This window comes from Micromonospora musae (genome assembly GCF_003626545.1).
Lineage (GTDB): Bacteria > Actinomycetota > Actinomycetes > Mycobacteriales > Micromonosporaceae > Micromonospora > Micromonospora musae.
Genome location: NZ_RAZS01000016.1, coordinates 27843 through 54399, shown reverse-complemented (window position 1 = coordinate 54399; position 26557 = coordinate 27843). Strand labels below are relative to the sequence as shown.

Genomic DNA, 26557 nt, shown 5'->3' with positions numbered 1-26557 from the left:
GTTTTCCCCGCGCTGGGAACCACGGACCCCTTGGTTCACAGCGACACCACGTTTCACAGTGCGGTGGTGCGTCCCGCCCGCCGCTATAGGGACCTGAGGAGAACTGGTGCCGCTCCCGTCACTGACCCCCGAGCAGCGCGCTGCCGCGCTGGAGAAGGCCGCGGAGATCCGCAAGGCCCGAGCCAAGCTGAAGGAGGACCTCAAGCAGGGCAAGACCAGCCTCGCGAGTGTTCTCGAGAAGGCCGAGGCCGACGACGTCGTCGGCAAGTTGAAGGTCTCGGCCGTCCTGCAGGCGATGCCGGGCATCGGCAAGATCCGGGCCACCCAGATCATGGAGAAGCTCAAGATCGCCGACAGCCGCCGCCTGCGGGGCCTCGGCGAGCAGCAGCGCAAGGCACTGCTTGGTGAGTTCGCCGCCAACTGATCGCGGCAGCGTGTAGAAACAAGCAGTGAGCACGGAAGGCGGGGCGCGTCCGGCAGCTCGGCTCACTGTCCTGGCCGGCCCGTCGGGCATGGGCCGGGAGAGTGTCGTCGAGCTTGTCCGGGCGCGCTCGCCCGCTGTGTGGCGGCCGGTCACGGCGACCACCCGATCCCGCCGCGAGGGCGAGGTCGACGGGGTGGACCGGGTCTTCCTGACCCCCGCCGGGTTCGACCGGCTGATCGCCGCGGGTGGCCTGCTGGAGTGGTCCCGGGCCGGCCCGCACCGGCGCGGCACCCCGTACGAACCCCTGCGCTCCCGGCTCGCCGCCGGGCAGCCGGCGCTGCTGCCGCTCGACATCCCGGGCGCGCTCGCCGTCCGGGAGCGGATCGCCGACGCCCGGCTGGTGCTGCTGCGCCCCCCGGGCCGCCGGCCCGATCCGGCCGTCGCGGCCGCCTTCGAACTCGCCCTGACGCACGACCTGACGGATCGGGTCGCGGATGAGCTGGTAGGCTTTCTCGGTTCTTCATATCCGACTCCGGCCGGCCCGCGCGTGCGGGGCTAGCCGCCTCCCGCGCCCGTACGGCCCGGAGTCGGCCGCGGTTCACGCGAGTCAGCCGCGGTCGCCAGTCCGCACCGCTCGCGCGGTTCGACAGACGCAGAGGTAATTCGTGGGATCCATCGCCACCAACCCCGAGGGCATCACCAACCCGCCGATCGACGAACTACTCGAGAAGACGTCGTCGAAGTACTCCCTCGTCATCTTCGCGGCCAAGCGGGCCCGCCAGGTCAACGCCTACTACAGCCAGCTCGGTGAGGGCCTGCTGGAGTACGTCGGCCCGCTGGTCGAGACCACCCCGCAGGAGAAGCCGCTCTCCATCGCCATGCGCGAGATCAACGCCGGCCTGCTCACCGCCGAGCCGACCGACCAGCCGTAACCCCGGCACACCGCGATGTCCGCCGAGATCATTCTCGGGGTCGGTGGCGGCATCGCCGCCTACAAGGCGTGTGAGCTGCTGCGACTCTTCACCGAATCGGGCCATCGGGTCCGGGTCGTGCCGACCGCGTCGGCGCTCCGCTTCGTCGGGGCGCCGACCTGGGCGGCGCTCTCCGGGCAGCCGGTCGCCGACGACGTCTGGTCCGACGTGCACGAGGTGCCGCACGTCCGCCTCGGTAAGGGGGCCGACCTCGTCGTCGTCGCGCCCGCCACGGCCGACCTGCTCGCCAAGGCGGCGCACGGCCTCGCCGACGACCTGCTCACCAACACGCTGCTCACCGCCCGCTGCCCGGTGGTGCTGGCCCCGGCCATGCACACCGAGATGTGGGAGCACCCGGCCACGGTGGCGAACATCGCCACGCTGCGCGCCCGGGGCGTCCGGGTCATCGAACCGGCGGTGGGCCGGCTCACCGGCGCGGACACCGGCAAGGGCCGCCTCCCGGACCCGGCCGAGATCTTCGAGGTCGCCCGCCGGGCCCTGGCGCGGGGCGTCGACGCCCCCGCCGACCTGGCCGGCCGCCGGGTGGTGGTCACCGCCGGCGGCACCCGCGAACCGCTGGACCCGGTCCGCTTCCTCGGCAACCGCTCCTCCGGCAAGCAGGGCTACGCGTTCGCCCGCGCGGCGGTGGCCCGCGGCGCCCGGGTCACCCTGATCGCGGCCAACGTCTCCCTCACCGACCCGGCCGGCGTCGACCTGGTCCGCGTCGGTACGACGGCCGAGCTGCGGGAGGCCACGCTGAAGGCGGCCACCGACGCCGACGCCGTGGTGATGGCGGCGGCTCCGGCCGATTTCCGTCCGGCCGTCTACGCGCCTGGCAAAATCAAGAAGGCGGACGACGGCAGCGCGCCGACCATCGAGCTCGTCACCAACCCGGACATCGCCGCCGAGCTGGGCGAACGCCGCCGACCGGAGCAGGTGCTGGTGGTCTTCGCCGCGGAGACCGGCGACGCCGAGGCCAACGGCCGGGCCAAGCTGGCCCGGAAGCGGGCCGACCTCATCGTCATCAACGAGGTGGGGACGGACAAGGTCTTCGGCGCCGACACCAACGCGGCGACCGTCATCGGCGCGGACGGTTCGGTCACCCGGATGCCCGAACAGTCCAAGGCGGACCTCGCCGACGGCGTCTGGGACCTCGTGGTGCCGCGGCTCGCCCGTCGCCCGTGAGGGTGGAACCGGACGTAACCGCCTCCGCCGCCACGGACCGTGGTGACTAGACTTCCGCGGAACGACTTTCACACGCTTAGGAGTGCCGTGACACGCCGCCTCTTCACGTCCGAATCGGTCACGGAAGGCCACCCGGACAAGATCGCCGACCAGATCAGCGACGGCATCCTCGACGCGTTGCTCACCGAGGACCCGCGCAGCCGGGTCGCGGTGGAGACCCTCATCACCACCGGTCAGGTGCACATCGCCGGTGAGGTCACCACCAAGGCGTACGCGGACATCCCGACCATCGTCCGCAAGACCATCCTCGACATCGGTTACGACTCGTCGAAGAAGGGCTTCGACGGCGCGTCGTGCGGCGTCAGCGTCTCCATCGGAGCCCAGTCGGAGGACATCGCCCAGGGCGTCGACAACGCCTTCGAGCTGCGTACCGGGGCATCGGAGAGCGCGCTGGACGCCCAGGGCGCCGGTGACCAGGGCATGATGTTCGGCTTCGCCTGCTCCGAGACGCCGGAGCTGATGCCGCTGCCGATCGCCCTCGCCCACCGGCTGGCCCGCCGGATGGCCGCCGTGCGCAAGGACGGCACCATCCCGTACCTGCGGCCGGACGGCAAGACGCAGGTCACCATCGAGTACGACGGGCTGCGACCGGTCCGGCTGAACACCGTGGTGGTCTCCAGCCAGCACGCCGCCGACATCTCGTTGGAGTCGCTGCTCACCCCGGACATCCGCGAGCACGTGATCGCGCCGGAGCTGGAGAGCCTGGGGCTGGACACCGAGGGTTACCGGCTGCTGGTCAACCCGACCGGCCGGTTCGAGATCGGCGGACCGATGGGCGACGCGGGCCTGACCGGCCGCAAGATTATCGTCGACACCTACGGCGGGTACGCCCGACACGGTGGCGGGGCGTTCTCCGGCAAGGACCCCTCGAAGGTGGACCGCTCGGCCGCGTACGCGATGCGCTGGGTGGCCAAGAACGTGGTCGCCGCCGGCCTCGCCGAGCGCTGCGAGGTGCAGGTCGCGTACGCGATCGGCAAGGCGCACCCGGTCAGTCTCTTCATCGAGACGTTCGGCACCGAGACCGTGCCGGTGGCGTCGATCGAGAAGGCCGTCTCCGAGGTCTTCGACCTGCGGCCGGCGGCCATCATCCGGGACCTGAACCTGCTCCGCCCGATCTACCAGCAGACGGCGGCGTACGGCCACTTCGGCCGGGAGTTGCCCGACCTGACCTGGGAGAGCACCGAGCGGGCCGCCGACCTCAAGTCGGCTGCGGGAGCCTGACCAGCGCCACGCGCAGCGACCGGCGACCCGCGGACGGGTCGCCGGTCGCTCGTGTCTGCGTGGACGTCCCCCTGGCCCACCTGGACCGGCCCTTCGACTACCTGGTTCCGGCCGCGCTCGACGAGCAGGCGGTGCCCGGCACCCGGGTGAAGGTCCGGTTCGCCGGGCAGCTGGTGGACGGCTGGCTGCTGGAGCGGGTGGCGAGCTCCGACCATCCCCGGCTGGCCTACCTGGAGAAGGTCGTCTCACCGGAGCCGGTGCTCTCGCCCGAGGTGAGCCGACTGGCCCGGGCGGTCGCCGACCGGTACGCCGGCAGCCTCGCCGATGTGCTCCGCCTCGCCGTACCGCCCCGGCACGCCCGGGTGGAGAAGGAGGCGCGCCCGGACGGCGCGGAACCGCCCGCACCGAACGCACCGAACGCGCCGCCTGCGTCGACCGCGTCGGCCGCACCGCCGGCACCGGACGCGTCGACCGCGCCGGAGTCCGGGGCGGAGCTGCCGGAGCAGCGCCGACCCCCGGCGGAGCCCGGACCCGACGGGTGGCGCGACTACCCGGCCGGCCCCGCCTACCTGCGGGCGCTCACCGACGGGCGGGCGCCCCGCGCGGTCTGGTCCGCGCTCGCGGGAGAGGACTGGGCGGTCCGCTACGCCGAGGCGGTCGCCGCGACCGTCGCCGGCGGCCGGGGCGCGGTGGTGGTGGTCGCCGACAACCGCGACCTCGACCGCCTCGACGCCGCCGTGGGTGCCGCGCTCGGCCCCGGCCGGCACGTCTGCCTCTCGGCGGCGCTCGGCCCGGCCCGCCGCTACCGGGCCTTCCTCGCCGCCCGGCGGGGCGACGTGCCGGTGGTGATCGGCACCCGGGCCGCGATGTTCGCCCCGGTCGAGCGGCTGGGCCTCGTCGCGATCTGGGACGACGGCGACGACCTGCACGCCGAGCCGCGAGCCCCCTACCCGCACGCCCGCGACGTGCTGCTCACCCGCGCCCAGCTGACCGAGGCCGGCGTGCTGGTCGGCGGGTACGCCCGCACGGCCGAGGCGCAGCTGCTGCTGGAGACCGGATGGGCGCGGGAGGTGGTCGCCGACCGGGCCACCGTGCGCGCGCGTACCCCCGCCATCGCCCCCGTGGGTGACGACCCGCAGCTGGCCCGCGATCCCGGAGCGGCCACGGCGCGGCTGCCCAGCCTGGCCTGGACGGCGGCCCGGGAGGCGCTCCGCGCCGACCTGCCGGTGCTGGTGCAGGTGCCCCGCCGGGGCTACCTGCCGTCGGTCTCCTGCGCGCAGTGCCGCACGCCGGCCCGCTGCGCGCACTGCGCGGGTCCGCTCGCGCTGCCCTCCGCGTCCGCGCCGCCCGCCTGTCGCTGGTGCGGTCGGGTGGCCGCCGCGTACGCGTGCCCGGAGTGCGGCGGCCGACGGCTGCGGGCCGCGGTCACCGGCGCCCGGCGGACCGCCGAGGAGCTGGGGCGGGCGTTCCCGGGTGTGTCGGTGCGCACGTCCGGCCGGGACGAGGTGCTCGACGGCGTGCCCGGCGGGGCGGGCCTGGTGATCGCCACGCCGGGCGCCGAACCGGTGGCCGAGGGAGGCTACGGGGCGGTGCTGCTGCTCGACTCGTGGGCGCTGCTCACCCGGGCCGACCTGCGGGCCGGGGAGGAGGCGCTGCGGCGCTGGCTGTCGGCGGCGGCGCTGGCCCGACCGGCCGGGGCCGGCGGCCGGGTGGTGGTGGTCGCCGACGGGGCGCTCGCGCCGGTGCAGGCGTTGCTGCGCTGGGACGCCGGCTGGTTCGCGGCGCGCGAGCTGGCCGAGCGGCGCGAGCTGGGCTTCCCGCCCGCGGTCCGGATGGCGAGCGTGACCGGGCTGCCCGCGGCGGTGGCGGACCTGCTCGACGAGGCGCGGCTGCCCGACGGCGCCGAGGTGCTCGGTCCCGTCCCCGCCGACGGGGAGCGGGAGCGGATGCTGGTGCGGGTGCCCCGCGCGCGGGCCGCCGCGCTGGCCGGCGCGCTGCACGCCGCCGCCGGGGCGCGCAGCGCCCGCAAGGCGGCCGACCCGGTCCGGCTCCAGGTCGACCCGCTCGACCTCTTCTGAGCGCCGACCTGGACTTCCAGCAGGTGAGCCGGGTGATGTCGCACGCCGCGTCCGGCGGGAGCCCGATTATGGGGTGGTAGCATCGCCCGTCATGCCGGGCGGACGAAGGCGCGACGCTGGGGGAGTGCGTCGAGCCCACGCCAGGACGATGAGTTCGATTCTCCGGTGATCAGGGGTGGACCAGTCGTGACCGTTCGTCAGTCGATCGTCTTCAACGGTGACCTCGGCAGCGGCAAGAGCACCGTCTCGGTCGAGATCGCCAAGCGACTGGGCCTGCGCCGGGTCGCCGTCGGCGACCTCTACCGGCAGATGGCGCAGGAGCGGCAGATGACCGCCCTCCAGCTCAACCTGCACGCCGAACTCGACCAGGCGGTCGACGGCTACGTCGACCAGCTCCAGCGCAACATCGCCGCCTCCGGTGAGAGCCTCGTCATGGACTCCCGCCTGGCCTGGCACTTCTTCACCGACGCGCTCAAGGTGCACATGATCACCGAGCCGGGGGAGGCCGCCCGCCGGGTGCTCGCCCGCCCGTCCGGGCCGGCCGAGAGCTACACCTCGCTGGAGGAGGCGACCGCCAAGCTCCGCGAGCGCAGCGAGAGTGAGCGGAGCCGGTTCATCATCCGCTACGGGGTGGACAAGGCCCGGCTGCGCAACTACGACCTGATCTGCGACACCACCCGGGCCACGCCCGAAGAGGTGATCGAGCACGTGATCGCGGCGTACGAGGGGACGCTCGGCGCCGAGGTGCTGCGGGACGAGCCGCCGCTGCTGCTGCTCGATCCGGCCCGGATCTACCCCACCGAGGACATCGCCACGCTGCGCGGGCTCTGGGACTCCGAGTTCGTCGGCGAGGTGGCCGGTGCGGGCGACGAGGCGCTCGAGCCGCTGCGGATCGGCTTCACCGGTGAGTACTTCTTCGTGGTCGACGGGCACCGCCGGCTCAGCGCCGCGCTGCAGAGCGGCTTCCACCTGGTGCCGGCCCAGCTCGTCGCCGAGGTCGACGAGCCGGTCGTCGGCGGGATGAGCGCCGTCGACTACTTCGCCGCCCAGGTGCGTCCCGGCGTCGTCTACGACTGGGAGGCCGCGCACGGCATCCAGCTGCCGCTGCCCGAGCACACCCTGCTCGCCGGGGACGCGGTGCTGGCCGGCGAGCCGGGCCACAGCGCCTGACCGACGCCGTCCGGCTGCCGCGCCGACACCGCAGCGCCGAGACGCGTGCCCCGGTCGGGCACGGCCGGGCCGCCCGTCGCGGCGGCCCGGATCGGTGCCGACAGCCGTCCGGCGCTGCCGCCGTGACGCTCCGCACACCAACCCCGGTCGATCACCGTACGCCGGCCGGGGTCGGCCGTGGCACTCCGTAGACTGGTACGGCCCCGATCATCCACCCCGTGAAGGAGCCGTCCCGCGTGACCGTCCAGCCCATCCGTCTGTTCGGGGATCCGGTGCTGCGCACGCCGGCCGATCCGGTGGTCGACTTCGACACCGAGCTGCGCCGGCTCGTCGCCGACCTGACCGACACCATGCGTGAGCAGAACGGCGCCGGCCTGGCCGCCCCGCAGCTCGGGGTGGGCCTGCGGGTGTTCACCTTCGACGTCGACGACGTCCTCGGCCACCTGGTCAACCCGGTCCTGGAGTTCCCCGACGAGGAGGAGCAGGACGGCCCGGAGGGTTGCCTCTCCATCCCCGGGCTCTACTTCGACACGAAGCGCCGACAGAACGTGATCGCCAAGGGCTTCAACGGTTACGGCGACCCGATGCAGATCGTCGGCACCGGGCTGATGGCGCGCTGCGTGCAGCACGAGACCGACCACCTCGACGGGGTGCTCTTCATCGACCGGCTCGACCAGGCCGGGCGCAAGGAGGCGATGAAGGCGATCCGGCAGGCCGAGTGGTACGACGCCGCCGCCCCGCCGGTGGTCAAGCTGAACCCGCACGGCTCCGCCGCCAGCCCCTTCGGCCTGGGTGGGTGACCGGCCGGTGCGTGTGATCTTCGCGGGTACGCCGGCTGTCGCCGTACCGTCCCTGGCCGCCGTCGCCGCCTCGCGGCACGAGCTGGTCGCCGTGGTGACCCGTCCCGACGCGCCGGCCGGGCGGGGGCGGGGCGTCTCCCGCTCCGCCGTCGGAACGTGGGCCGACGAGCACGGAATCGAGGTGCTCACCCCGGCCCGCCCGCGCGAGCCGGAGTTCCTGGACCGGCTGCGTGACCTCGCACCGGACTGCGTGCCGGTGGTCGCGTACGGGGCGCTCGTGCCGCCGGCCGCCCTGGAGATCCCTCGGCACGGCTGGGTCAACCTGCACTTCTCCCTCCTGCCGGCATGGCGGGGCGCGGCACCCGTGCAGCACGCCGTGCTGCACGGCGACGAGCTGACCGGTGCCAGCGTCTTCCAGCTGGAGCAGGGGCTGGACACCGGGCCGGTCTACGGCACCCTGACCGACGAGATCCGCCCCACGGACACCTCCGGTGACCTGCTGGAGCGGCTCGCCGAGTCGGGCGCGGGCCTGCTGGTCGCCGTCCTCGACGCGATCTCCGACGGCACCGCCCGGGCGCAGGCGCAGCCGGCCGACGGGGTGTCACTGGCCCCGAAGGTGACCGTGGAGGACGCCCGGGTGCGCTGGACGGACCCGGCCTTCGCCGTGGACCGGCGGATCCGGGCCTGCACGCCAGCCCCCGGCCCGTGGAGCACCTTCCGCGGCGAACGGATCAAGCTGGGGCCGGTCGCGCCGGTGGCCGACGGCCCCGACCTCAAGGCGGGTGAGCTGCTCGTCGAGAAGTCCCGGGTGCTCGTCGGCACCGCCACCACCCCCGTCCGGCTGGGCGAGATCCGGGCCGCGGGCAAGCGGGCCATGCCCGCGACCGACTGGGCACGCGGCGCACGGGTCGCCGCCGGAGAGGAACTCGCGTGACGGGCACTGGAGCAGCGGACCGCGAACACCGGGCGGCCGGCGCCGGGGTGCCCGACCGATCCGCGACCTCGGGGCGGCCCGACGAGCGCCCGACCGGCCCGGGAAGGGCGCCGGAGCGCACCGACGCACGCCGGGGCGGCACCCGACGCGACGACCGCCCGCGCGGCGACCAGGGCAACGGTGGACGCTGGTCGGCGGGCGGGCGCGGCAGCGCACGTGGTGGCCGGCCGGCGATGGACCGGCCCCGGTACGCGGCCTACGAGGCGATCGCCGCGGTGCACCGGGACGACGCGTTCGCCAACCTGGTGCTGCCGGCCATCCTCCGCGAGGAGGGGCTCTTCGGCCGGGACGCGGCCTTCGCCACCGAACTGACGTACGGCACTCTGCGCCACCTCGGCACCCTGGACGCGATCCTGACCGCCGCGGCCGGGCGGGAGGTGCAACGGATCGACCCGCCGGTGCGCGACGCGCTGCGCCTCGGCGCGTACCAGCTGCTGCACACCCGGGTACCGGCGCACGCGGCGGTCTCCTCCACCGTCGACCTGGTCCGCGCGGTCGGGCCGGGCGCCACCGGCTTCGCCAACGCGGTGCTGCGGGAGGTCGCGGAGCGGGACGTCGACGCCTGGGTGGCGCAGCTCGCGCCGAGCATGGAGAGCGACCCGATCGGGCACCTGGCGCTCGCCTACAGCCATCCGCAGTGGGTGGTGCGGGCGTTCGCCGAGGCGCTCGGGGGTGACCTCGGGGAGACGACCCGGCTGCTGATCGAGGACAATGAGCGGCCGCCGGTGCACCTCTGCGCCCGTCCGGGGCGCGTCGACGCGGTGGAGCTGGCCGACGAGGTCGGTGGCGCGCCGGGCGCCTTCTCGCCGTACGCCGTCTACCTGGGCGGCGGCGCCCCCGGTGACCTACCGGCGGTGGCCGAGGGACGGGCCCACGTGCAGGACGAGGGCTCCCAGCTGGTGGCGGCCGCGTTGACGGCCGCGCCGTTGGACGGCCCGGACGGTCGTTGGCTCGACCTCTGCGCCGGCCCGGGCGGCAAGGCCGGCCTGCTCGGCGCGATCGCCGCCGAGCGCGACGCTCGGCTGACCGCCGTCGAGGTGGCGGAGCACCGCTCCCGGTTGGTGGCCCAGGCCACCCGGGGCCTGCCGGTGACCGTGCTGAACGTCGACGGCCGTACCGTCGGGGAGGATCCGAAGCTGCCCGAGCAGCACTTCGACCGGGTGCTGGTCGACGCGCCCTGCACCGGCCTGGGCTCGCTGCGGCGGCGCCCGGAGTCGCGGTGGCGGCGGCAGCCGTCGGACCTCTCGTCGCTGACCCGGCTGCAGCGGGAACTGCTCGGCGCGGCGCTGCGCGCGGTGCGCCCCGGTGGCGTCGTCGCCTACGTCACGTGTTCGCCGCACATCGTGGAGACGCACGTGACGGTGACCGAGGCGGCGCGCCGCTCCGGCGTCCCGGTCGACTTCGTCGACGCCCGCCCGCTGCTGCCGGCCGGTATGCCGGGGCTGGGCGACGGCCCGACCGTGCAGCTCTGGCCGCACCGGCACGGCACCGACGCGATGTTCCTCGCCGTCCTCCGCCGCGGCTGACCGCCCACCCTCCCCAGCGCACCTTCACGGAAAGAGTGGCCTTCGCACCCGCGAAGGCCACTCTTTCCGTGAACGAGGCCGATCGTGAACGAGGCCGGGGGGTCAGCGGACGGGGAGGCCCTTGCTGCCGGCGCCCTTGAGCGAGCGGGTCAGGGACCGGTCGCTGACCCAGAGGAAGCACTGCACGCCGCGGTTGCCGCTCTTCCACTCCTCCTCGAACGGGTGGTAGAAGATCGTGCCGGCCCGGTACTGCATGTCGGAGTTGTTCGGCACCTTGACGTACGAGGCGATCAGCTTGCGGCAGTCCTTGTGGGCGCGCAGCGTGGTGCGGGTGAACTCGGCGTAGCTGATGTCCGGCGCCTGGTAGACCCCGACGAACTCGGCGTGGTGCTTCGCCGTGCAGGCCTTGGGGAGCATCTCCTCGATGTCCTCCTTGACCACCTTCGGATCGAAGCAGCCGTAGGCCAGCTTGGACGTGCCCTTCAGGGCGTCGCGCAGGCTCCCCTCCCGGAGGCTGATCGCGGGGTCGTCCAGGCTCGCGATCTCGCTGACGTCGCAGCGGAACCAGCGGGCGCCGCCGGTCCACGCGGCGGGCGACGGGAAGACCACGTCGACGCTGAGCCGGCCGGTGCGCCAGTCGGCGCCGACGGCCTTGTTGACCTCCCGGTCACATTCGGTGCGCGCGGCGCGCAGCCCCACCGAGCCGGCCGGCGGGGGCGTGCTGCGCTGCGCGGCCGCGCCGCTGAGCGTGCCCAGGTGCAGCGTCTCCGTCCGGTGCGACTCGCCGCACTGGACCGGGCTGTACGCGCTGAGGTAGCCGACGTCGGCGATGGCGAGGTGGCAGACCCCGGCGTCGGGGACGAACGCCTCGGCCGCGGCGAGCGTCGGCCAGTCGTCGGTGAGTTCCGCGTCGAGACCGGCCGGCGCGCAGCCGGCGAGCCCCAGCACCGCCACCGTGCCCACCACGGCCGCCGTCCACCACCGTCGCATCCCGCCGACCTCCCCGTCGACCGTGGTCACGCCGACCGGCGATCATCGACCGGTTGCGCCACGGCGCAGGAGCATACGGCACGGGCTCTCAGATCGCCGGTAGTCCCTGCGGCCCCGCCCCCCGCATCGACCGGGTGAGCTTCCGGTCGTCGCTCCACAGGAAACAGCGCACCCCCCGGTCGCCCTCCTCCCACTCCCGCCGTGACGGCGGGTAGAAGATGGATCCCGCCCGGTAGGGCAGTTCGCTGTCGTCGGGCACCGCCGCGAAGGTGGCGATCAGCGCCATGCAGCGCCGGTGCACCTGGTCGGCCGCGGCGGTGAACGCCGCCCAGCTCAGGTCGCGCTCGGTGTACGCCCCGACGAACTCGGCGCGGTGCGGCTCGGAGCAGAGCACCGGCGCCATGTAGTTGAGGTTCTCGTCGATCAGCTTCGGGTCGAAGCAGCGGTGCAGCAGCGGCGAGTCGCCGACCATCGCGCCGCGCAGGCTGCCGGTGCGGTTGATCGGGCGGGTGTTGTCGATGCTGTCGGTCTCGCTCAGGTCGCAGCGGAACCAGCGGGCGCCTCCCGCCCAGGCCGCCTTGCTGGGCAGCGCGATGTTCAGCGCCACCCGAGCGGCGTGCCAGTCGCCGCCGAGCACCTCCCGGGCCCGCTGGTCGCACTCGGTTCGGGCGGCGCGCAGCGACGGGCGACCGGGCTCCGGCCGGGCGGCGGAGGGCGCCGCGGTGAACGTGCCGACGTGGATGGCCTCGGCCAGGTGGGTGCGGGAGCAGGGCACCGTCTGGTAGGTGCTCGCCTGCACGACTGTGAAGATCCGGGCCTGGCAGGTGTCGGTGGCCGGGACGAAGATCGTCGGGGCGCGCATCGCCGGCCAGTCGTCGACCAGGTCACCGTCGGGGCCGTGCGCGCGCAGGCACCCGCTCAGCAGCATCGCCACGGCACTGGCCAGCGCCAGGACTCCGAGGCACCGTCGCATCGTCCGCCCCTTCCGGGAACCTGGTGAGCGTTGATCTTGTCCGTGGCGGGCGTCGCGAGGCCCCGGCGGTGCGTCACCGTCTGGGTTGGAGTGTTGCCGGGTTCGCGCCGATCGGCCAGTCGCCGATGCCTCCCCGTCCGGAATCGCCCGCCCGTACCGGCTGATTCTGCACCAGCGGTCACCGTCGGGTCACGGCCCGTCCCGGTTGGTGCCGTGCCGGCGGTGATCGGCCGCGACGTTCGTACACTTGGCCCGTGACCGTACCGCCGACGATCGTCGCGCCGAGCATCCTCGCCGCCGACTTCGCCCGCCTCGCCGACGAGGTCCGTGCCGTCGAGGGTGCCGCCGACTGGCTGCACGTCGACGTCATGGACAACCACTTCGTGCCGAACCTCACCATCGGGCTGCCGGTGGTGCAGAGCCTGCGGGCGGCCACCCAACTGCCCTTCGACGTGCATCTCATGATCGAGGATCCGCGCCGCTGGGCGCCCGGCTACGCCGACGCCGGGGCGTACAACGTCACCTTCCACGCGGAGGCGTGTGACGACCCGGTGGCGCTCGCCAAGGACCTGCGCTCGGCCGGGGCGAAGGCCGGGCTGGCGATCGACCGGGACACCCCGATCGAGCCCTACCTGGAGCTGCTGCCGAGCTTCGACACCCTCCTGATCATGACGATCAAGGCCGGGTTCGGCGGGCAGCGCTTCATCCCGCAGCTGCTGGAGAAGGTCCGCGCCGCCCGCCGGCACGTCGCCGCCGGGCACCTGGAGCTACGCATCGAGGTCGACGGCGGGATCGCCGCCGACACCATCGAGCAGGCCGCCGCGGCGGGCGCCGACGCCTTCGTCGCCGGCACCGCCGTCTACGGCGCCGACGATCCCGCCGAGGCCGTACGCCGGCTGCGGGCGCTCGCGGAACGCGCGATCTCCGGGGCCTGAGGTGGACGCGGCGGAGGAGCGCCCCGACGTCATCCTCGTCGTCGACGACGACGAGGACATCGCGCGTTTCGTCGAGTTCAACCTCCGGCTGCACGGTTTCGAGGTGATCCACGCCGGCGACGGCCAGGAGGCCCTCGAGGTGATCGAGCGCCAGCGGCCCGACCTCGCGGTGGTCGATCTGATGATGCCCCGCATCGACGGGCTGGAGCTGACCCGGCGGCTGCGCGCCGACCCGATGACCTCGGCCCTGCCGGTGATCATGCTGACCGCCAAGGGAATGACCGTGGACAAGGTGCACGGCCTCAGCGCCGGCGCCGACGACTACCTGGTCAAACCGTTCGACACCGCCGAGCTGGTGGCCCGGGTCAGCTCCACGCTGCGCCGCAACAAGGAGTTCCGGGAGGTCTCGCCGCTGACCGGGCTGCCCGGGAACAGCCGGATCCGGCGGGAGATCTCCGACCGGGTACGCAGCGGCGCCGACTACGCGGTCGCCTACATCGACATCGACCGGTTCAAGAGCGTCAACGACCGGTACGGCTTCGTCCGCGGCGACGACTTCATCTCCGCCCTGGCCCGCAGCGTGCACCGGGCGGTGGTCTCCATCGGGCTGCCCCCGGCGTTCCTCGGTCACGTCGGCGGCGACGACTTCGTGATCGTCTGCTCCCCGGAGCAGATCCGGCCGCTGACCTCGCGGGCGGTCGTGGACTTCGAGAAGGCGGCCGACTCCCTCTACGACCCGATCGACCGGGAGCGCGGCTACGTCGAGCTCAAGGACCGGCGGGGCAACATCCGCCGCGCCGCGCTGGTCACCCTCTCGATCGGTGTCTCCCTCTCCGACGCCGGTAAGCGCTTCACCGACCCGCTGGAGGCGATCGCCGTCGCCAGCGAGATGAAGTCGGTGGCGAAGGGGCAACCCGGCTCGTACGTGGCGGTCGACCGGCGGCGCGGCGTCACCTGAGCGGGCGGGACCCGGTGTGAAGTACCTCGCCCAGGTGGCGGCGGCACCCGTTCGGCGTGTAAGACTTCCCTGTACCCACCACGCGCTGGCGGGACTCGGTGTAATTCCGAACCGGCGGTGATCCACGGCGAGACCGTGGTCAGCCCGCGACCCGGTCGGCTCTGCCGCCCGGTGGACCTGGTGTGAATCCGGGGCCGACGGTTGGGGGCGGGAATTCCGCACCCAGACAGTCCGGATGGGAGACAGCGCGCGGGACGGACGGGTCGTGCCCGGACGCCGGTGTCGGCGTGCCGTGTCGCCCCTGCGGGTCGGCTCCGCCGTACCCGGATCTCCGCCGCCGCACGCCCGCGGCCCGATGCCGCCTCCCACCCCGCCCGCGCGCCACCGGCGAGCGAGAAGGCAGGGACAAGGCGAATGGCGAGCGTCTCCGTCGACGAGGCGATGCGTCGCGCGATCGAACTCGGTGCGCGTGGACTCGGCACCACCAGCCCCAATCCGGTGGTCGGCTGCGTGCTGATGGACGCCGACGGCGAGGTCGTCGGCGAGGGCTTCCACGCGTACGCGGGCGGGCCGCACGCCGAGATCGTCGCGCTCGCGCAGGCCGGTGAACGGGCCCGGGGCGGCACCGCCGTGGTCACTCTCGAACCCTGCGACCACACCGGTCGCACCGGCCCCTGCAGTCTCGCGCTCGTCCAGGCAGGGGTGGCCCGGGTGGTGATCGCCGTACCCGACCCGAACCCGGTTGCCTCCGGCGGGGCGGCCACCCTGCGCGCCGCCGGCGTCCGCGTCGACCTGGGGGTACGCACCCAGGAGGCGGAGGCCGGCAACATCGCCTGGCTGACCTCGATGCGCCGGGGCTGGCCGTACGTCATCTGGAAGTACGCCGCGACGCTGGACGGACGGTCGGCGGCGGCCGACGGCACCAGCATGTGGATCACCTCGGAGGCCGCCCGGATCGACGTGCACGCGCTGCGCGGCACCGTCGACGCGGTCGTCGCCGGGGTGGGCACCGTGCTCGCCGACGATCCCCGGCTCACCGCCCGCAACCTGCGCGACGGCAGCCTCGCCATCCGCCAGCCGCTGCGGGTGGTCGTGGACAGCGAGGGGCGTACGCCCGCCGACGCCCAGGTCCGCGACGGCGCCGCCCGGACCTGGATCGCCACCGTGGCGGAGGTCGGTGCCGGCAAGGACGGCCGGGTCGACCTGCCGGCGTTGCTGGCCGCGCTGCACCAGCGGGGCGTGCGGGCGGTCCTGCTGGAGGGTGGCCCCCGGCTGGCCGGAGCGTTCCTGGCCGCGGGGCTGGTCGACAAGATCGTCGGGTACGTCGCGCCCCGGCTGCTCGGCGCCGGTCCGGCCGCGCTCGTCGACGCCGGTGTGACGACCATCGCCGAGGCCATCGATCTGGAGTTGATCGACGTTACGCAGATCGGTCCGGATCTGCGGATCACCGCGCTGCCCCGAAAGAGGGAGGGCTGACATGTTCACCGGCATCGTCGAGGAGTTGGGTGAGGTGCTCGCCGTGACGGCGACCGCCGCGGACTCGGCGCTGGTCGCCCTCCGCGGCCCGCTGGTCACCGCCGACGCCCGGCACGGAGACTCGATTTCCGTCAACGGCGTCTGCCTGACGGTGGTCGACGTCGACGCCGGCGTCTTCACCGCGGACGTGATGGGGGAGACGCTGCGCCGCTCGGCGCTCGGCGCGCTCCGCCCCGGCGCCCCGGTGAACCTGGAGCGGGCCGCGACGCTGGGCAGCCGGCTCGGCGGGCACCTGGTACAGGGGCACGTCGACGGGGTCGGCGAGCTGCTCTCCCGGGAGCCGGCCGAGCAGTGGGAGACGCTGCGCTTCCGGCTGCCCGCCCAGCTGTCCCGGTACGTGGTGGAGAAGGGCTCGATCACCGTCGACGGCGTGTCGCTGACCGTGGCCGGTGTCGGGCCGGACTGGTTCTCGGTCGGGCTGATCCCCACCACGCTGAAGCTCACCACCCTCGGCGTACGCGGCGTGGGCGACCCGGTGAACCTCGAGGTGGACGTGCTGGCCAAGTACGTCGAGCGGCTGCTCGGCGACCGGTCGGCCAACGGCGTCGGGCCCGCCGGTCCCGACGGGGTGGTTCCGCTCGGCCCCGGCGCGGCCGGATCACCCACCGAGGTCGCCTGATGAGCACGCTGGGTTGGCTGCTCGACGCGCAGGTGACGGTGGCCGGTTCCCCGGTGCTGGTCCGCGAGATCGTCGGCAACGCCTTCGGGCTGGTCTCCGCGCTGCTCGGCCTGCGCCGGGTGGTCTGGGCCTGGCCGGTCGGCATGATCGGCAACGCGCTGCTCCTCACCGTCTTCCTCGGCGGGGTCTTCGCCACCCCGCAGGCGCACGACCTGTACGGGCAGGCAGGCCGGCAGGTCTTCTTCTTCACGGTCAGCGTCTACGGCTGGTGGCGCTGGTCGCGCACCCGTCGGCTCGGCGCCGTTCCCGACGGGGGTGCCGTGGCGCCCCGCTGGGCGAGCGGCCGGGAGCGGGTGGGCCTGCTCGTCGCGGCCGTGCTCGGGGTCGCCGCCGCCTATCCGGCGCTCGCCGCGCTCGGCTCCTGGGGGCCGCTGCCGGACGCCTGGATCCTCGTCGGCAGCCTGCTCGCCACCTACGGCATGGCCCGTGGCTGGGTCGAGTTCTGGCTGATCTGGGTCGCCGTGGACGCGGTCGGCGTACCCCTGCTGCTCAACGGGGGCTTCTACCCGTCGGCGGCCATGTACCTGATCTACGGCGCGTTCTGCGTCTGGGGCTTCGCCAGCTGGTGGCGTACGTCGCAGAGGCTGCGGCCGGTCCGCTCCTCGATCCCGTCCACCTACACGGAGGCCGTGGCATGACCACTTTCGGCACTATTGAGCAGGCGATCGCGGAGATCGCCGCGGGGCGGCCCGTCGTCGTGGTCGACGACGCCGACCGGGAGAACGAGGGCGACCTGATCTTCGCGGCCGAGCTGGCCACCCCGGAGCTGGTCGCGTTCATGGTCCGCCACACCTCCGGCTTCATCTGCGTGCCGCTGCTCGAGAGCGAGGCCGACCGGCTGGACCTGCCGCCGATGCACCACACCAACCAGGACCGGCGGGGCACCGCGTACACGGTGACCGTGGACGCCCGGGAGGGCATCTCCACCGGCATCTCGGCGGCCGACCGGGCGCACACCATCCGGCTGCTCGCCGACCCGACCACCGGGCCGGTCGACCTGGCCCGACCCGGGCACGTGGTGCCGCTGCGGGCCCGGCAGGGCGGGGTGCTGCGCCGCCCCGGGCACACCGAGGCGGCCATCGACCTCACCCGGCTGGCCGGCCTGCGCCCGGCCGGCGTGCTCTGCGAGATGGTCAACGACGACGGCACCATGATGCGGGTGCCGGACCTGGAGAAGTTCTCCGTCGAGCACTCGCTCACGATGATCACGATCGCCGACCTGATCGCGTACCGGCGGCGGACGGAGAAGCAGGTCGAGCAGGTCGCCGACGCGCGGATGCCGACCCGGCACGGGGTCTTCCGGGCGATCGGGTACCGCAGCACGCACGACACGGCCGAGCACGTCGCCATGGTCTACGGCGAGATCGGCGACGGAAAGGACGTCGTGGTCCGGGTGCACTCCGAGTGCCTCACCGGCGACGTCTTCGGTTCGCTGCGCTGCGACTGCGGTCCGCAGCTCGACGCCGCCCTGGCCCGCGTCGCCCAGGAGGGGCGCGGGGTGGTGCTCTACATGCGCGGTCACGAGGGGCGCGGCATCGGGCTGCTGCACAAGCTGCAGGCCTACCAGCTGCAGGACCTGGGCCGGGACACCGTGGACGCCAACCTGGACCTCGGGCTGCCGGCCGACGCGCGGGACTACGGCACCGGCGCGCAGATCCTGTACGACCTCGGGGTGCGCTCCATGCGGCTGCTCACCAACAACCCGGCGAAGCGGGCCGGGCTGGAGGGGTACGGCCTCACGATCACCGGCCGGGAGGCGTTGCCGGTGCGTCCCCACCCGGAGAACGTGCGGTACCTGCGGACCAAGCGGGACCGGATGGGACACCTGTTGGAGTTGGACGACGTCACGGAGGCACCGGCCGGCAAGGTGCCCGCCGGTGACGAGATCGGAGCATAGACATGGCGGGATTCGGGGAGCCGACGGCGGCGCCCGTCGACGCGAGCGGGATGACCGTGGGAGTGGTCGCCGCGCGGTGGCACGGCGAGTTGACCGACCACATGCTCGAACGCGCGGTCGCCGCCGCGGAGGCGTCCGGCGCCCGCGCGGTGGTCGCCCGGGTCGCCGGCTCGGTGGAGATTCCGGTGGTGGCCCAGGCCCTGGCGCGGCGCTGCGACGTGGTGGTCGCGCTCGGCGTGGTGGTGCGCGGCGCCACCGCCCACTTCGACTACGTCTGCCGGTCGGTGACCGACGGGCTGACCCGGGTGGCGCTCGACGAGGGCAAGCCGGTGGCGCACGGGGTGCTCACCGTGGACAACCTGGAGCAGGCCCGGGACCGGGCCGGCCTGCCCGGTTCGGCGGAGGACAAGGGCTGGGCGTCGACCGTCGCCGCGCTCGACGCGGCGCTGGCCATCCGGTCGGTCAACACCGCCAACGGCCACCGGGTGGGCTTCGCGGGCTGACCGGCCCGCCCATCGCAGCGGCGGCCTCGGGGGGACGATCACCCCGAGGCTGCCGCTCGTCGCGTCCGGTCGGCTCTGCCAGACTCGCGGGATGAGCCGGATCGAGTACGCGCGGCTGCCCGGCCTGCGGATGGCGTACCGGGTCTGGGGCCCGGCCGGCGGGCGGGCGCTGGTCGCGCTGCACGGTGGTGGCGCGACCGGCGCGACCTGGTCCGGGCTCGCCGGCGGGCTCGACGGCGTCCGGACGTACGCCCCGGACCTGCGCGGTTTCGGGGCGACCGACCGCCCCGGCCGGTACGGGCTGGAGCTGATGCGCGACGACCTGCTGGCGTTCCTCGACGCCCTCGCCCTGCCCCGGGTCACGGTGCTCGGGCACTCTTCCGGCGCGGTTTCGGCCTACCTGTTCGCGCAGGCGCACCCGGAGCGGGTCGCCGCGCTGGTGCTGGCGGAGCCGCCGCCACCGGTGCCGCTGGGCCTGCGGCTGCCCGACCCGCCCGCCGTGGACCCGCCGTACGACTGGGCGGCCCGGACGGCGGTGCTGGCCGAGTTGAACGACCCGCCTCCCGACTGGTGGGAGAGGTTGACGCAGATCACGTCGCCGACGCTGCTGGTCGCAGGCGGGGCGGCCAGCCATCTGCCGCAGTGTGAGCTGGCTCGGATGGCCGAGCGGATTGCCGCCGCCCGGCTGGCCCGGATCGACGGCGGGCACGCGGTGCACACCGCCCGCCCGGCCGAGTTCGCCCAGGTGGTGCGGGACTTTCTCGCGTCGACGGCGGGCTGACGCCGCCCAGGCCGCAGGCTACGGAGCCGGGGGCGACGGGAAACGCCGTACCCCGACCCGGGGCGCGCCACCGGGCCGCGAAGCTGAAAGAATCGCGGCGTGAAGACGTTCGAGGAGTTGTTCGCCGAGCTGCAGGCCAAGGCCGCGGCCGGCACTCCCGGCTCGGGCACGGTCGCCGCCCTTGAGCGGGGCGTGCACTTCATCGGCAAGAAGGTCGTCGAGGAGGCGGCCGAGTCGTGGATGGCCGCCGAGCACGAGGGCCGGGAGCGTGCCGCCGAGGAGATCTCCCAGCTGCTCTACCAGACCCAGGTGCTGATGCTCGCCACCGGGCTCGAGCTGAAGGACGTCTACCGACATCTGTGAGTGCGTCCCGTCGTCGATCCGAACCGACTGCTAGGAGCACTCCGCCATGCTGCGTGTCGCCATTCCGAACAAGGGCACCCTGGCCGAGCCGGCCGCCCAGATGCTGCGCGAGGCGGGCTACCGCCAGCGCACCGACCCGAAGGACCTGGTCTGCCGGGACGAGCCCAACGACATCGAGTTCTTCTACCTGCGCCCGAAGGACATCGCCACCTACGTGGGCTCCGGTGACCTGGACCTCGGCATCACCGGCCGGGACCTGCTCATCGACTCGGGCGCACCGGCCGAGGAGGTCGTGGATCTCGCCTTCGGGCGGGCCACCTTCCGCTTCGCCGCCCGCCCCGAGGACATCGACTCCGTGCAGGAGCTGGGTGGGCACCGGGTCGCCACCGCGTACCCGGGGCTGGTCGAGCGGCACCTCGCCGAGCTGGGTGTGAAGGCCGACGTGATCCGGCTCGACGGCGCGGTGGAGAACGCCGTACGACTGGGCGTCGCCGACGTGGTGGCGGACGTGGTCGAGACGGGTGCGACCCTGCGTCAGGCCGGCCTCGTCGTCTTCGGTGAGCCGCTGCTGCGCTCGTCGGCGGTGCTCGTACGTCGGGCCGGCTCCGGCACGCACCCGCAGGCCGAGCAGTTGCTGCGCCGGCTGCACGGCGTGCTGGTGGCCCGCCGCTACGTGATGCTCGCCTACGACGTGCCGGCCGGCCTGCTGGACCGGGCCAGCGCCCTCACCCCGGGCATCGAGTCGCCGACCGTGTCGCCCCTGCACCGGAAGGGCTGGGTGGCGGTGCAGGCCATGGTGCTCAGCGACGACGTACACCGGATCATGGACGAGCTCTACGAGCTCGGCGCCCGGGCGATCCTCGTGACCAACATCCACGCCTGCCGGCTGTGACGGGGACGCCGCCGGCCTCGGCGCCGGAGCCGGCAGCTTCCCGGACGGCGCCGGGCGCCGTGTCGCCGCCCACGGAGCCCGGCGCGGCGCGCGGTGGGGATCTCCGGCTGCCGGCCCAGCGCGGTTCGGGACCGGGCGTCGCGCGCCCGCGAACGGCGCCGCCGGCCGGTGGTGGGCTGCCGGTGTGGGTGGCGCTCTCCCTGGTGGCGGTGGCCGGCGTCGCCTCGGCGGCGCAGGGCGCGGCGAACGGGGAGTTGGGCGTCCGGGTCGGGGAGCCGACCCTCGCCGCGGTGGTCAACAACCTCGGCGGCACCCTGCTGGTCGCCGTCGGTCTCGCCGTCCTGCCGTCGATGCGTACCGGGCTCGCCACGCTGCGGCGGGCCCGGCTGCCCTGGTGGTCCTACCTGGGCGGGCTGGGCGGCGCGGCGATCGTGGTGCTCGGCGCGTACGTGGTGCCGGTGCTCGGGGTCGCCGTCTTCACCATCGCCCAGGTGGCCGGCGGGAGCGTGGGTGGGCTAGCGGTGGATCGGGCCGGCCTGGCCTCGGGCGGCCGGTTGCCGTTCACCGGACCCCGGATCGCGGGCGGGCTGCTCGGCGTGGCCGCGGTGGCGTTGGCCCAGGTCGGTCAACCGGTGGGGGAGCTGGCCGTTGGGCTGGTCCTGCTCGCGGTCGCCGGCGGGGTCGGGGTGGCGCTGCAGTCCGCGTTGAACGGCCGGGTCTCCGCGGCCGGGTCGGCCGCCGCCGGGGTGGCGGTCAACTTCCTGGTCAGTACGCCGGTGGTGCTGATCGTGGCGGCTGTCGCGGGCGCGCTCGCCGGGCCGACCGGGGCCTGGCCGGACGCCTGGTACCTCTACACCGGCGGACTGCTCGGCGTGGGCATCGTGGCGGGCCTGGTGGTCGGGGTCCGCTCGGCGGGGGTGCTGCGCACCGGCCTCGCCCTGGTGGCCGGTCAGCTCGGCGGGGCGTTGCTGCTCGACGCGCTCCTGCCCGGCGGCCCGGGTGCTCGGCCCGCCGTGCTGGTCGGGGCGGGGCTGACTCTCCTCGCCGTCGTCGTGGCGGGTCGCCGCGCCCGGCCCCGCGAGGCGTCGGCCCGCGGCCGCTGACCGTTCCGTCCGCGTCGACGCGCGTCTGAACACAGGCGTCGCCGGCTTGAAGGCCGACGGCGTCGGGGTGAGCGGCGTGGCGGCTCGACGTGGGCAGCGTGGCGGCGGCGGGCCGGCCGGCGGCGGGTGGCAGACTGGTGGGGTGAGCGAACCCGAGCTGATCAGTTTGCGGCCCCGGCGCATCCGGGTGGTCTGCTGGGCGTCGGCAGCCGTGCTGGTGGTGGTGTTCGCCCTGGTGGCGACGTCGCTGCACGGCCCCACCGGCGACGGCTACGGCAGCTTCCAGCGCGGCGACCAGCTCGCGATGGTCGGGCTGGGCATCTTCGGCGCGCTCGGCATCCTCATCTTCACCCGCCCTCGGGTGGAGGCCGACGCGCGCGGCGTGCGGGTGCGCAACCTGATCGGCTCGTACGAGCTGCCCTGGGAGGTCGTACGCGGCGTCCGCTTCGACCGGGGCGCACCCTGGGCGAGCCTGGAGCTGCACGACGACGACCTGCTGCCGATCATCGCCCTGCAGGCGGCCGACAAGGAGCTGGCCGTCGACGGGGTGCGGGCGCTGCGTCGACTGCACCAGGCGCACCTGGCCCGGATCACCGAGAGCACCCCCAACCGCTAACCCCCTCCCACCCCCTCTCGCCCCTCCCGCCGGGCAGTGGCCACTCCTTCACGGAAAGAGTGGCCATTCCGCGCCGAATGGGCACTCTTTCCGTGAAAGTGCGCCCCGGGACGCGCGCGGGGGTGCGCGGGGCGCGGGGGTGCGGGGGTGGGGGGATTGGGTGGGGACGGTGGTGAGGGTGTAGTGTTGTCGAGTCGACCAGGCTGCCTGCGTTAATGCGGGCGCCATGAAAGTGGAGCGCCTGCTCCCACCCGAGTCGCCGCCACGGTGGCCGGGTCCGGTCACCGGTTCCGGGCATGTCCCGGCGCCGGATGCGCGACCATGTGATCGTGCTGACCGGTCGAGCAGGCCCTGGCATACGCCGGGGCCTTCTGCTTTCCGGGTCGGCTCCCGCCCGGGAGCCGCAGGGTCGGCACGTAGCAGACACTCGACTCGAGGAGGCCCCATCAGCGTCGAACCACGCGTGAACGAGCAGATCCGGGCACGTGAGGTCCGACTGGTCGGTCCCGAGGGTGAGCAGGTGGGCATCGTCCCACTGGAGCGCGCCCTTCAGCTGGCCGCGGACGTCGATCTGGACCTGGTCGAGGTTGCGCCGATGGCGCGCCCGCCGGTGTGCAAGCTCATGGACTTCGGCAAGTTCAAGTACGAGAGCGCACTGAAGGCGCGCGAAGCGCGGCGTAACCAGCAGCAGACCGTCATCAAGGAGATGAAGCTCCGGCCGAAGATCGATCCGCACGACTACGAGACCAAGAAGGGTCACGTGGTGCGGTTCCTCAAGGCCGGCGACAAGGTCAAGGTGACGATCATGTTCCGCGGTCGCGAGCAGAGTCGACCGGAGCTGGGTTACCGGCTCCTGCGCCGGCTCGAGTCGGAGATCTCGGAGCTGGGGTACGTCGAGGCCGCTCCGAAGCAGGACGGCCGAAACATGATCATGGTGCTCGCGCCGCACCGCGCCACCAAGGCCGCCGCGGTCGCCGCGACGGCCACTCGGGGCGGAGCGCCCCGGGACCGGGTCGCGGAAGGCTCCGCCCCGGAGGCCGGCGAGACCGCAGCAGCCGGGGAGACCGGCACGACCGCTGACACCAGCGGCCAGTAACAGGGGAGAAGACGTTCCACATGCCGAAGATGAAGAGCCACACGGGGATGGGCAAGCGGGTCAAGGTGACCGGCAAGGGCAAGATCGTTGCCCAGCAGGCCGGCCTCCGGCACAACCTGGAGAAGAAGCCCTCCACCCAGACCCGGCGGCTGACCGGCACTGTCGTGCTGGCCAAGGCCGACGTGAAGCGCATCAAGAAGCTGCTCGGCCGCTGACGCGCGCCACCCGACGTAAGAAGGAGTTGAGATGGCACGCGTCAAGCGGGCTGTGAACGCCCAGAAGAAGCGCCGTACCCTGCTGGAGACCGCGAGCGGCTACCGCGGTCAGCGCTCCCGCCTCTACCGCAAGGCCAAGGAGCAGGTGCTGCACTCGATGCAGTACTCCTACCGGGACCGTCGTGACCGCAAGGGCGACTTCCGGCAGCTCTGGATCCAGCGGATCAACGCAGGCGCCCGCGCCAACGGGATGACCTACAACCGGCTGATCCAGGGCCTCAAGCTGGCCGGCATCGAGGTCGACCGGAAGATCCTGGCCGACCTGGCCGTCAACGACGCCACCGCGTTCGCGGCGATCGTCGAGGTGGCTCGCGCCGCGGTCGCGGCCGAGGGCACCGGCGGTGCGGCGGCCCAGGCCGCCTGATCCCCTGCGTCTGGAGTGAGGCGCCCCTCGTCGACCCTGACGGGAGGCGCCTCGCCGCATGTCTGAGGTGACGATGCTCTTCACCCCGCGTACGCCCCGGGTGGTAGCCGCCCGGCGGCTGCAGCGGCGCCGGGACCGCGAGGCCAGCGGCCGCTTCCTCGCCGAGGGCCCACAGGCCGTGCGTGAGGCGCTGGCCGTGCCCGGCGTCGTCACCGAGCTGTTCGGCACGCCGGCCGCCCTCGACCGGTACGCCGAGCTGGCCGCCCTGGCCGACGGCGGTGGCGTCCCGGTCAGCGCGGTGACCGACGACGCGCTGGCCGCCCTCGCCGAGACGCTGGCCCCGCAGGGGCTGGTGGCCGTCTGCCGGCACCTCGACGTGCCGCTGGCCCAGGCCCTCGACGGCGGGCCCCGGCTGGTCGCGGTGCTCGCCGAGATCCGCGACCCGGGCAACGCCGGCACCGTGCTGCGCACCGCCGACGCGGCGGGGGCGGGCGCGGTGGTCTTCGCCGGCGACGCCGTCGACCCGTACAACGGCAAGTGCGTACGGGCCTCCGCCGGCAGCCTCTTCCACGTCGACGTGGTCCGCGCCGACGACCCGATCGAGGTGGTCGCCGCGTTGCGCGCCGCCGGGCTCGCGGTGCTCGCCACGACCGGCTACGGCGACGAGGACCTCGACGACCTGGCCGACGCCGGCCGGCTCGCCGCGCCGACCGCCTGGCTCTTCGGCTCCGAGGCGCACGGACTGCCGCCGGCGCTCACCGAGGCCGCCGACGCCCGCGTCCGGGTGCCCCTGCACGGGCGCGCCGAGAGCCTCAACCTCGCTGCGGCCGCCGCCGTCTGCCTGTACTCTTCAGCGAAAGCACAGCGCCGGCCGGGATCCGGTCGCGCGAACGTCACGACCGGGGAGACCAGCCGTCCATGAACGCGCCACGGCGTTCGTTTAGCCAGCCCGCCGGTGTCGGCGGGCGGCGGGCCTGACCCTGCTCCCTGCGTAACTCCCACCGGCGGGCTGCGGCGAAGCCGCGCGTCCGTAGACTCGCTTCGCCACCCCGCGAGGGTCGGCGCCGCCGTGAGGGAGTGCCCGTACGCCATGACCTACCGCAACGATCCGTACGACCCGAAGCAGGTCGCCCTGCTCGACCCGGCCGCCCTGGCCGCTGCCGTGGCCGACGCCGAGCAGGCGTTCGCCGCCGCCACCGATCCGGATGCGCTGACCGCGCTGCGCCCGGCCCACCTCGGTGACCGGGCGCCGGTCTCGCTGGCCCGCCGGGAGATCGGCGCGCTGCCGCCGGCCGCCAAGTCCGACGCCGGCAAACGGGTCAACGAGGCCCGCCGGGCCATCGAGTCCAGCTACGCCGCCCGGGCCGAGACGCTGGAGCGTGAGCACGCCGAGCGGGTGCTGGTCGCCGAGCGCGTCGACGTGACGCTGCCGTACGACCGGCAGCCCCGCGGCGCACGGCATCCGCTGAGCACGCTCATCGAGCAGGTCAGCGACCTGTTCGTCGGGATGGGCTACGAGGTGGCCGAGGGCCCCGAGGTCGAGCTGGAGTGGGTCAACTTCGACGCGCTGAACATTCCCGCCGACCACCCGGCCCGCGGGCTGATGGACACCTTCTACATCGACCCCGCGGACCGGTCCGGCCTGGTGCTGCGTACGCACACCTCGAACGTGCAGACGCGGACGATGCTCAGCCGCAAGCCGCCGATCTACGTGATCTGCCCCGGCCGCGTGTACCGCACCGACGAGGTGGATGCCACCCACAGCCCGGTCTTCCACCAGGCGGAGGGCCTGGTGGTGGACAAGGGCATCACCATGGCGCACCTGCGCGGCACCCTCGACCACTTCGCCAAGGCGATCTTCGGCCCGCACGCGAAGACCCGCTGGCGCCCGCACTACTTCCCGTTCACCGAGCCGTCGGCCGAGTTCGACGTCTGGTTCCCGGAGCACCGCGACGGCCCGCAGTGGGTCGAGTGGGGCGGCTGCGGAATGGTCAACCCGCGGGTGTTGCGCGCCTGCGGGATCGACCCGGAGGTGTACTCGGGCTTCGCCTTCGGCATGGGCATCGACCGGACCCTGATGGTCCGGCACGGGGTCAGCGACATCCGCCATCTCTTCGAGGGCGACGTCCGGTTCAGCCGGGCGCTCGGGACCGGGGCGTAGGCGATG

General features: G+C 73.9%; 29 protein-coding genes and 1 riboswitch. Of the genes, 27 read left to right on the top strand and 2 right to left on the bottom strand.

Features of this window, described 5'->3' with window-relative positions:
- Positions 1 to 106 precede the first annotated feature (106 nt).
- From mihF to D7147_RS30340, 10 genes are all read left to right on the top strand, one after another.
- Entirely contained in the window at positions 107 to 424 is a 318-nt protein-coding gene (gene mihF, locus D7147_RS30385) for an integration host factor, actinobacterial type (RefSeq protein WP_120683870.1), read from the top strand.
- A gap of 25 nt (positions 425 to 449) precedes the next feature.
- Entirely contained in the window at positions 450 to 983 is a 534-nt protein-coding gene (locus tag D7147_RS30380; protein ID WP_120683868.1) for a nucleoside/nucleotide kinase family protein, read from the top strand.
- A gap of 106 nt (positions 984 to 1089) precedes the next feature.
- Positions 1090 to 1356 (top strand): DNA-directed RNA polymerase subunit omega, encoded by a 267-nt coding sequence (rpoZ, locus tag D7147_RS30375; RefSeq protein WP_120683866.1) that lies wholly within the window; start codon positions 1090 to 1092, stop codon positions 1354 to 1356.
- A gap of 15 nt (positions 1357 to 1371) precedes the next feature.
- Positions 1372 to 2580, top strand: a complete 1209-nt coding sequence (coaBC, locus tag D7147_RS30370; protein WP_120683864.1) for a bifunctional phosphopantothenoylcysteine decarboxylase/phosphopantothenate--cysteine ligase CoaBC — start codon at positions 1372 to 1374, stop codon at positions 2578 to 2580.
- Positions 2581 to 2667: 87 nt separating this feature from the next.
- The gene (metK, locus tag D7147_RS30365) at positions 2668 to 3861 is read left to right on the top strand and encodes a methionine adenosyltransferase (RefSeq protein ID WP_120683862.1); all 1194 of its coding nucleotides are present in this window, start codon (positions 2668 to 2670) and stop codon (positions 3859 to 3861) included.
- Between the two features lie 59 nt (positions 3862 to 3920).
- Entirely contained in the window at positions 3921 to 5939 is a 2019-nt protein-coding gene (locus D7147_RS30360; protein ID WP_120683860.1) for a primosomal protein N', read from the top strand.
- A gap of 186 nt (positions 5940 to 6125) precedes the next feature.
- Positions 6126 to 7109, top strand: coding sequence for an AAA family ATPase (locus D7147_RS30355; protein WP_120683858.1), 984 nt, complete (start codon positions 6126 to 6128; stop codon positions 7107 to 7109).
- A gap of 236 nt (positions 7110 to 7345) precedes the next feature.
- On the top strand, positions 7346 to 7909 hold the full coding sequence (def, locus tag D7147_RS30350) for a peptide deformylase (protein WP_120684000.1): 564 nt from the start codon (positions 7346 to 7348) through the stop codon (positions 7907 to 7909).
- 7 nt (positions 7910 to 7916) lie between these two features.
- A complete protein-coding gene (gene fmt / locus D7147_RS30345; protein ID WP_120683856.1) occupies positions 7917 to 8843 on the top strand; it encodes a methionyl-tRNA formyltransferase in 927 nt (308 codons plus the stop codon).
- A 47-nt stretch (positions 8844 to 8890) separates the two neighbouring features.
- Positions 8891 to 10429: an RsmB/NOP family class I SAM-dependent RNA methyltransferase gene (locus D7147_RS30340; RefSeq protein ID WP_199716494.1), complete on the top strand. Its 1539-nt coding sequence runs from the start codon at positions 8891 to 8893 to the stop codon at positions 10427 to 10429.
- Between the two features lie 102 nt (positions 10430 to 10531).
- On the opposite strand, the gene D7147_RS30335 is transcribed toward D7147_RS30340, so the two are convergent.
- The gene (locus tag D7147_RS30335; RefSeq protein WP_120683998.1) at positions 10532 to 11419 is read right to left on the bottom strand and encodes a septum formation family protein; all 888 of its coding nucleotides are present in this window, start codon (positions 11417 to 11419) and stop codon (positions 10532 to 10534) included.
- An 88-nt stretch (positions 11420 to 11507) separates the two neighbouring features.
- A complete protein-coding gene (locus D7147_RS30330) occupies positions 11508 to 12392 on the bottom strand; it encodes a septum formation family protein (RefSeq protein WP_120683854.1) in 885 nt (294 codons plus the stop codon).
- Positions 12393 to 12646: 254 nt separating this feature from the next.
- On the opposite strand from D7147_RS30330, the gene rpe reads away from it, so the two are divergent.
- The 17 genes from rpe (at position 12647) to pheS (ending at position 26551) form a co-directional block, all read left to right on the top strand.
- Positions 12647 to 13327 (top strand): ribulose-phosphate 3-epimerase, encoded by a 681-nt coding sequence (rpe, locus tag D7147_RS30325; protein ID WP_120683852.1) that lies wholly within the window; start codon positions 12647 to 12649, stop codon positions 13325 to 13327.
- 1 nt (position 13328) lies between these two features.
- Positions 13329 to 14285, top strand: a complete 957-nt coding sequence (locus D7147_RS30320; RefSeq protein ID WP_120683850.1) for a GGDEF domain-containing response regulator — start codon at positions 13329 to 13331, stop codon at positions 14283 to 14285.
- A gap of 80 nt (positions 14286 to 14365) precedes the next feature.
- Positions 14366 to 14536: riboswitch (FMN riboswitch) on the top strand.
- 163 nt (positions 14537 to 14699) lie between these two features.
- Positions 14700 to 15761, top strand: a complete 1062-nt coding sequence (gene ribD / locus D7147_RS30315; RefSeq protein ID WP_120683848.1) for a bifunctional diaminohydroxyphosphoribosylaminopyrimidine deaminase/5-amino-6-(5-phosphoribosylamino)uracil reductase RibD — start codon at positions 14700 to 14702, stop codon at positions 15759 to 15761.
- A gap of 1 nt (position 15762) precedes the next feature.
- A complete protein-coding gene (locus D7147_RS30310; RefSeq protein ID WP_120683846.1) occupies positions 15763 to 16440 on the top strand; it encodes a riboflavin synthase in 678 nt (225 codons plus the stop codon).
- Positions 16440 to 17138, top strand: a complete 699-nt coding sequence (pnuC, locus tag D7147_RS30305; protein ID WP_120683844.1) for a nicotinamide riboside transporter PnuC — start codon at positions 16440 to 16442, stop codon at positions 17136 to 17138. Before D7147_RS30310 ends, pnuC begins: the two co-directional genes overlap by 1 nt.
- Positions 17135 to 18397: a bifunctional 3,4-dihydroxy-2-butanone-4-phosphate synthase/GTP cyclohydrolase II gene (locus tag D7147_RS30300; RefSeq protein ID WP_120683842.1), complete on the top strand. Its 1263-nt coding sequence runs from the start codon at positions 17135 to 17137 to the stop codon at positions 18395 to 18397. The genes pnuC and D7147_RS30300 overlap by 4 nt, the downstream gene beginning before the upstream one ends.
- Positions 18398 to 18399: 2 nt before the next feature.
- Complete coding sequence (ribH, locus tag D7147_RS30295; protein ID WP_120683840.1) at positions 18400 to 18900, top strand: 6,7-dimethyl-8-ribityllumazine synthase; 501 nt, start codon at positions 18400 to 18402, stop codon at positions 18898 to 18900.
- 91 nt (positions 18901 to 18991) lie between these two features.
- The gene (locus D7147_RS30290; RefSeq protein ID WP_199734300.1) at positions 18992 to 19681 is read left to right on the top strand and encodes an alpha/beta fold hydrolase; all 690 of its coding nucleotides are present in this window, start codon (positions 18992 to 18994) and stop codon (positions 19679 to 19681) included.
- Between the two features lie 99 nt (positions 19682 to 19780).
- Positions 19781 to 20044 (top strand): phosphoribosyl-ATP diphosphatase, encoded by a 264-nt coding sequence (locus tag D7147_RS30285; RefSeq protein ID WP_120331238.1) that lies wholly within the window; start codon positions 19781 to 19783, stop codon positions 20042 to 20044.
- Between the two features lie 46 nt (positions 20045 to 20090).
- Positions 20091 to 20936 (top strand): ATP phosphoribosyltransferase, encoded by an 846-nt coding sequence (hisG, locus tag D7147_RS30280; RefSeq protein ID WP_120683838.1) that lies wholly within the window; start codon positions 20091 to 20093, stop codon positions 20934 to 20936.
- Positions 20937 to 20995: 59 nt separating this feature from the next.
- Positions 20996 to 22039, top strand: a complete 1044-nt coding sequence (locus D7147_RS30275) for a DMT family transporter (RefSeq protein ID WP_233563580.1) — start codon at positions 20996 to 20998, stop codon at positions 22037 to 22039.
- Between the two features lie 142 nt (positions 22040 to 22181).
- A complete protein-coding gene (locus D7147_RS30270; RefSeq protein ID WP_199716451.1) occupies positions 22182 to 22655 on the top strand; it encodes a PH domain-containing protein in 474 nt (157 codons plus the stop codon).
- A gap of 463 nt (positions 22656 to 23118) precedes the next feature.
- A complete protein-coding gene (gene infC, locus D7147_RS30265) occupies positions 23119 to 23751 on the top strand; it encodes a translation initiation factor IF-3 (RefSeq protein ID WP_120683836.1) in 633 nt (210 codons plus the stop codon).
- 20 nt (positions 23752 to 23771) lie between these two features.
- Positions 23772 to 23966, top strand: coding sequence for a 50S ribosomal protein L35 (rpmI, locus tag D7147_RS30260; RefSeq protein WP_007458415.1), 195 nt, complete (start codon positions 23772 to 23774; stop codon positions 23964 to 23966).
- A gap of 31 nt (positions 23967 to 23997) precedes the next feature.
- Complete coding sequence (gene rplT, locus D7147_RS30255; RefSeq protein ID WP_120683834.1) at positions 23998 to 24390, top strand: 50S ribosomal protein L20; 393 nt, start codon at positions 23998 to 24000, stop codon at positions 24388 to 24390.
- A 58-nt stretch (positions 24391 to 24448) separates the two neighbouring features.
- Positions 24449 to 25312: a TrmH family RNA methyltransferase gene (locus tag D7147_RS30250; RefSeq protein WP_233563579.1), complete on the top strand. Its 864-nt coding sequence runs from the start codon at positions 24449 to 24451 to the stop codon at positions 25310 to 25312.
- A gap of 168 nt (positions 25313 to 25480) precedes the next feature.
- Complete coding sequence (gene pheS, locus D7147_RS30245) at positions 25481 to 26551, top strand: phenylalanine--tRNA ligase subunit alpha (protein WP_120683832.1); 1071 nt, start codon at positions 25481 to 25483, stop codon at positions 26549 to 26551.
- Positions 26552 to 26557: the final 6 nt, after the last annotated feature.

Excerpts from the sequence above, each read along its gene's own strand:
- coaBC (WP_120683864.1), top strand. The coding sequence starts at position 1,372 with ATGTCCGCCGAGATCATTCTCGGGGTCGGTGGCGGCATCGCCGCCTAC.
- D7147_RS30335 (WP_120683998.1), bottom strand. The coding sequence starts at position 11,419 with ATGCGACGGTGGTGGACGGCGGCCGTGGTGGGCACGGTGGCGGTGCTG.
- D7147_RS30330 (WP_120683854.1), bottom strand. The coding sequence starts at position 12,392 with ATGCGACGGTGCCTCGGAGTCCTGGCGCTGGCCAGTGCCGTGGCGATG.
- ribD (WP_120683848.1), top strand. The coding sequence starts at position 14,700 with ATGGCGAGCGTCTCCGTCGACGAGGCGATGCGTCGCGCGATCGAACTC.
- D7147_RS30310 (WP_120683846.1), top strand. The coding sequence starts at position 15,763 with ATGTTCACCGGCATCGTCGAGGAGTTGGGTGAGGTGCTCGCCGTGACG.
- pnuC (WP_120683844.1), top strand. The coding sequence starts at position 16,440 with ATGAGCACGCTGGGTTGGCTGCTCGACGCGCAGGTGACGGTGGCCGGT.
- D7147_RS30300 (WP_120683842.1), top strand. The coding sequence starts at position 17,135 with ATGACCACTTTCGGCACTATTGAGCAGGCGATCGCGGAGATCGCCGCG.
- ribH (WP_120683840.1), top strand. The coding sequence starts at position 18,400 with ATGGCGGGATTCGGGGAGCCGACGGCGGCGCCCGTCGACGCGAGCGGG.
- D7147_RS30290 (WP_199734300.1), top strand. The coding sequence starts at position 18,992 with ATGAGCCGGATCGAGTACGCGCGGCTGCCCGGCCTGCGGATGGCGTAC.
- hisG (WP_120683838.1), top strand. The coding sequence starts at position 20,091 with ATGCTGCGTGTCGCCATTCCGAACAAGGGCACCCTGGCCGAGCCGGCC.
- rpmI (WP_007458415.1), top strand. The coding sequence starts at position 23,772 with ATGCCGAAGATGAAGAGCCACACGGGGATGGGCAAGCGGGTCAAGGTG.
- rplT (WP_120683834.1), top strand. The coding sequence starts at position 23,998 with ATGGCACGCGTCAAGCGGGCTGTGAACGCCCAGAAGAAGCGCCGTACC.
- D7147_RS30250 (WP_233563579.1), top strand. The coding sequence starts at position 24,449 with ATGTCTGAGGTGACGATGCTCTTCACCCCGCGTACGCCCCGGGTGGTA.
- pheS (WP_120683832.1), top strand. The coding sequence starts at position 25,481 with ATGACCTACCGCAACGATCCGTACGACCCGAAGCAGGTCGCCCTGCTC.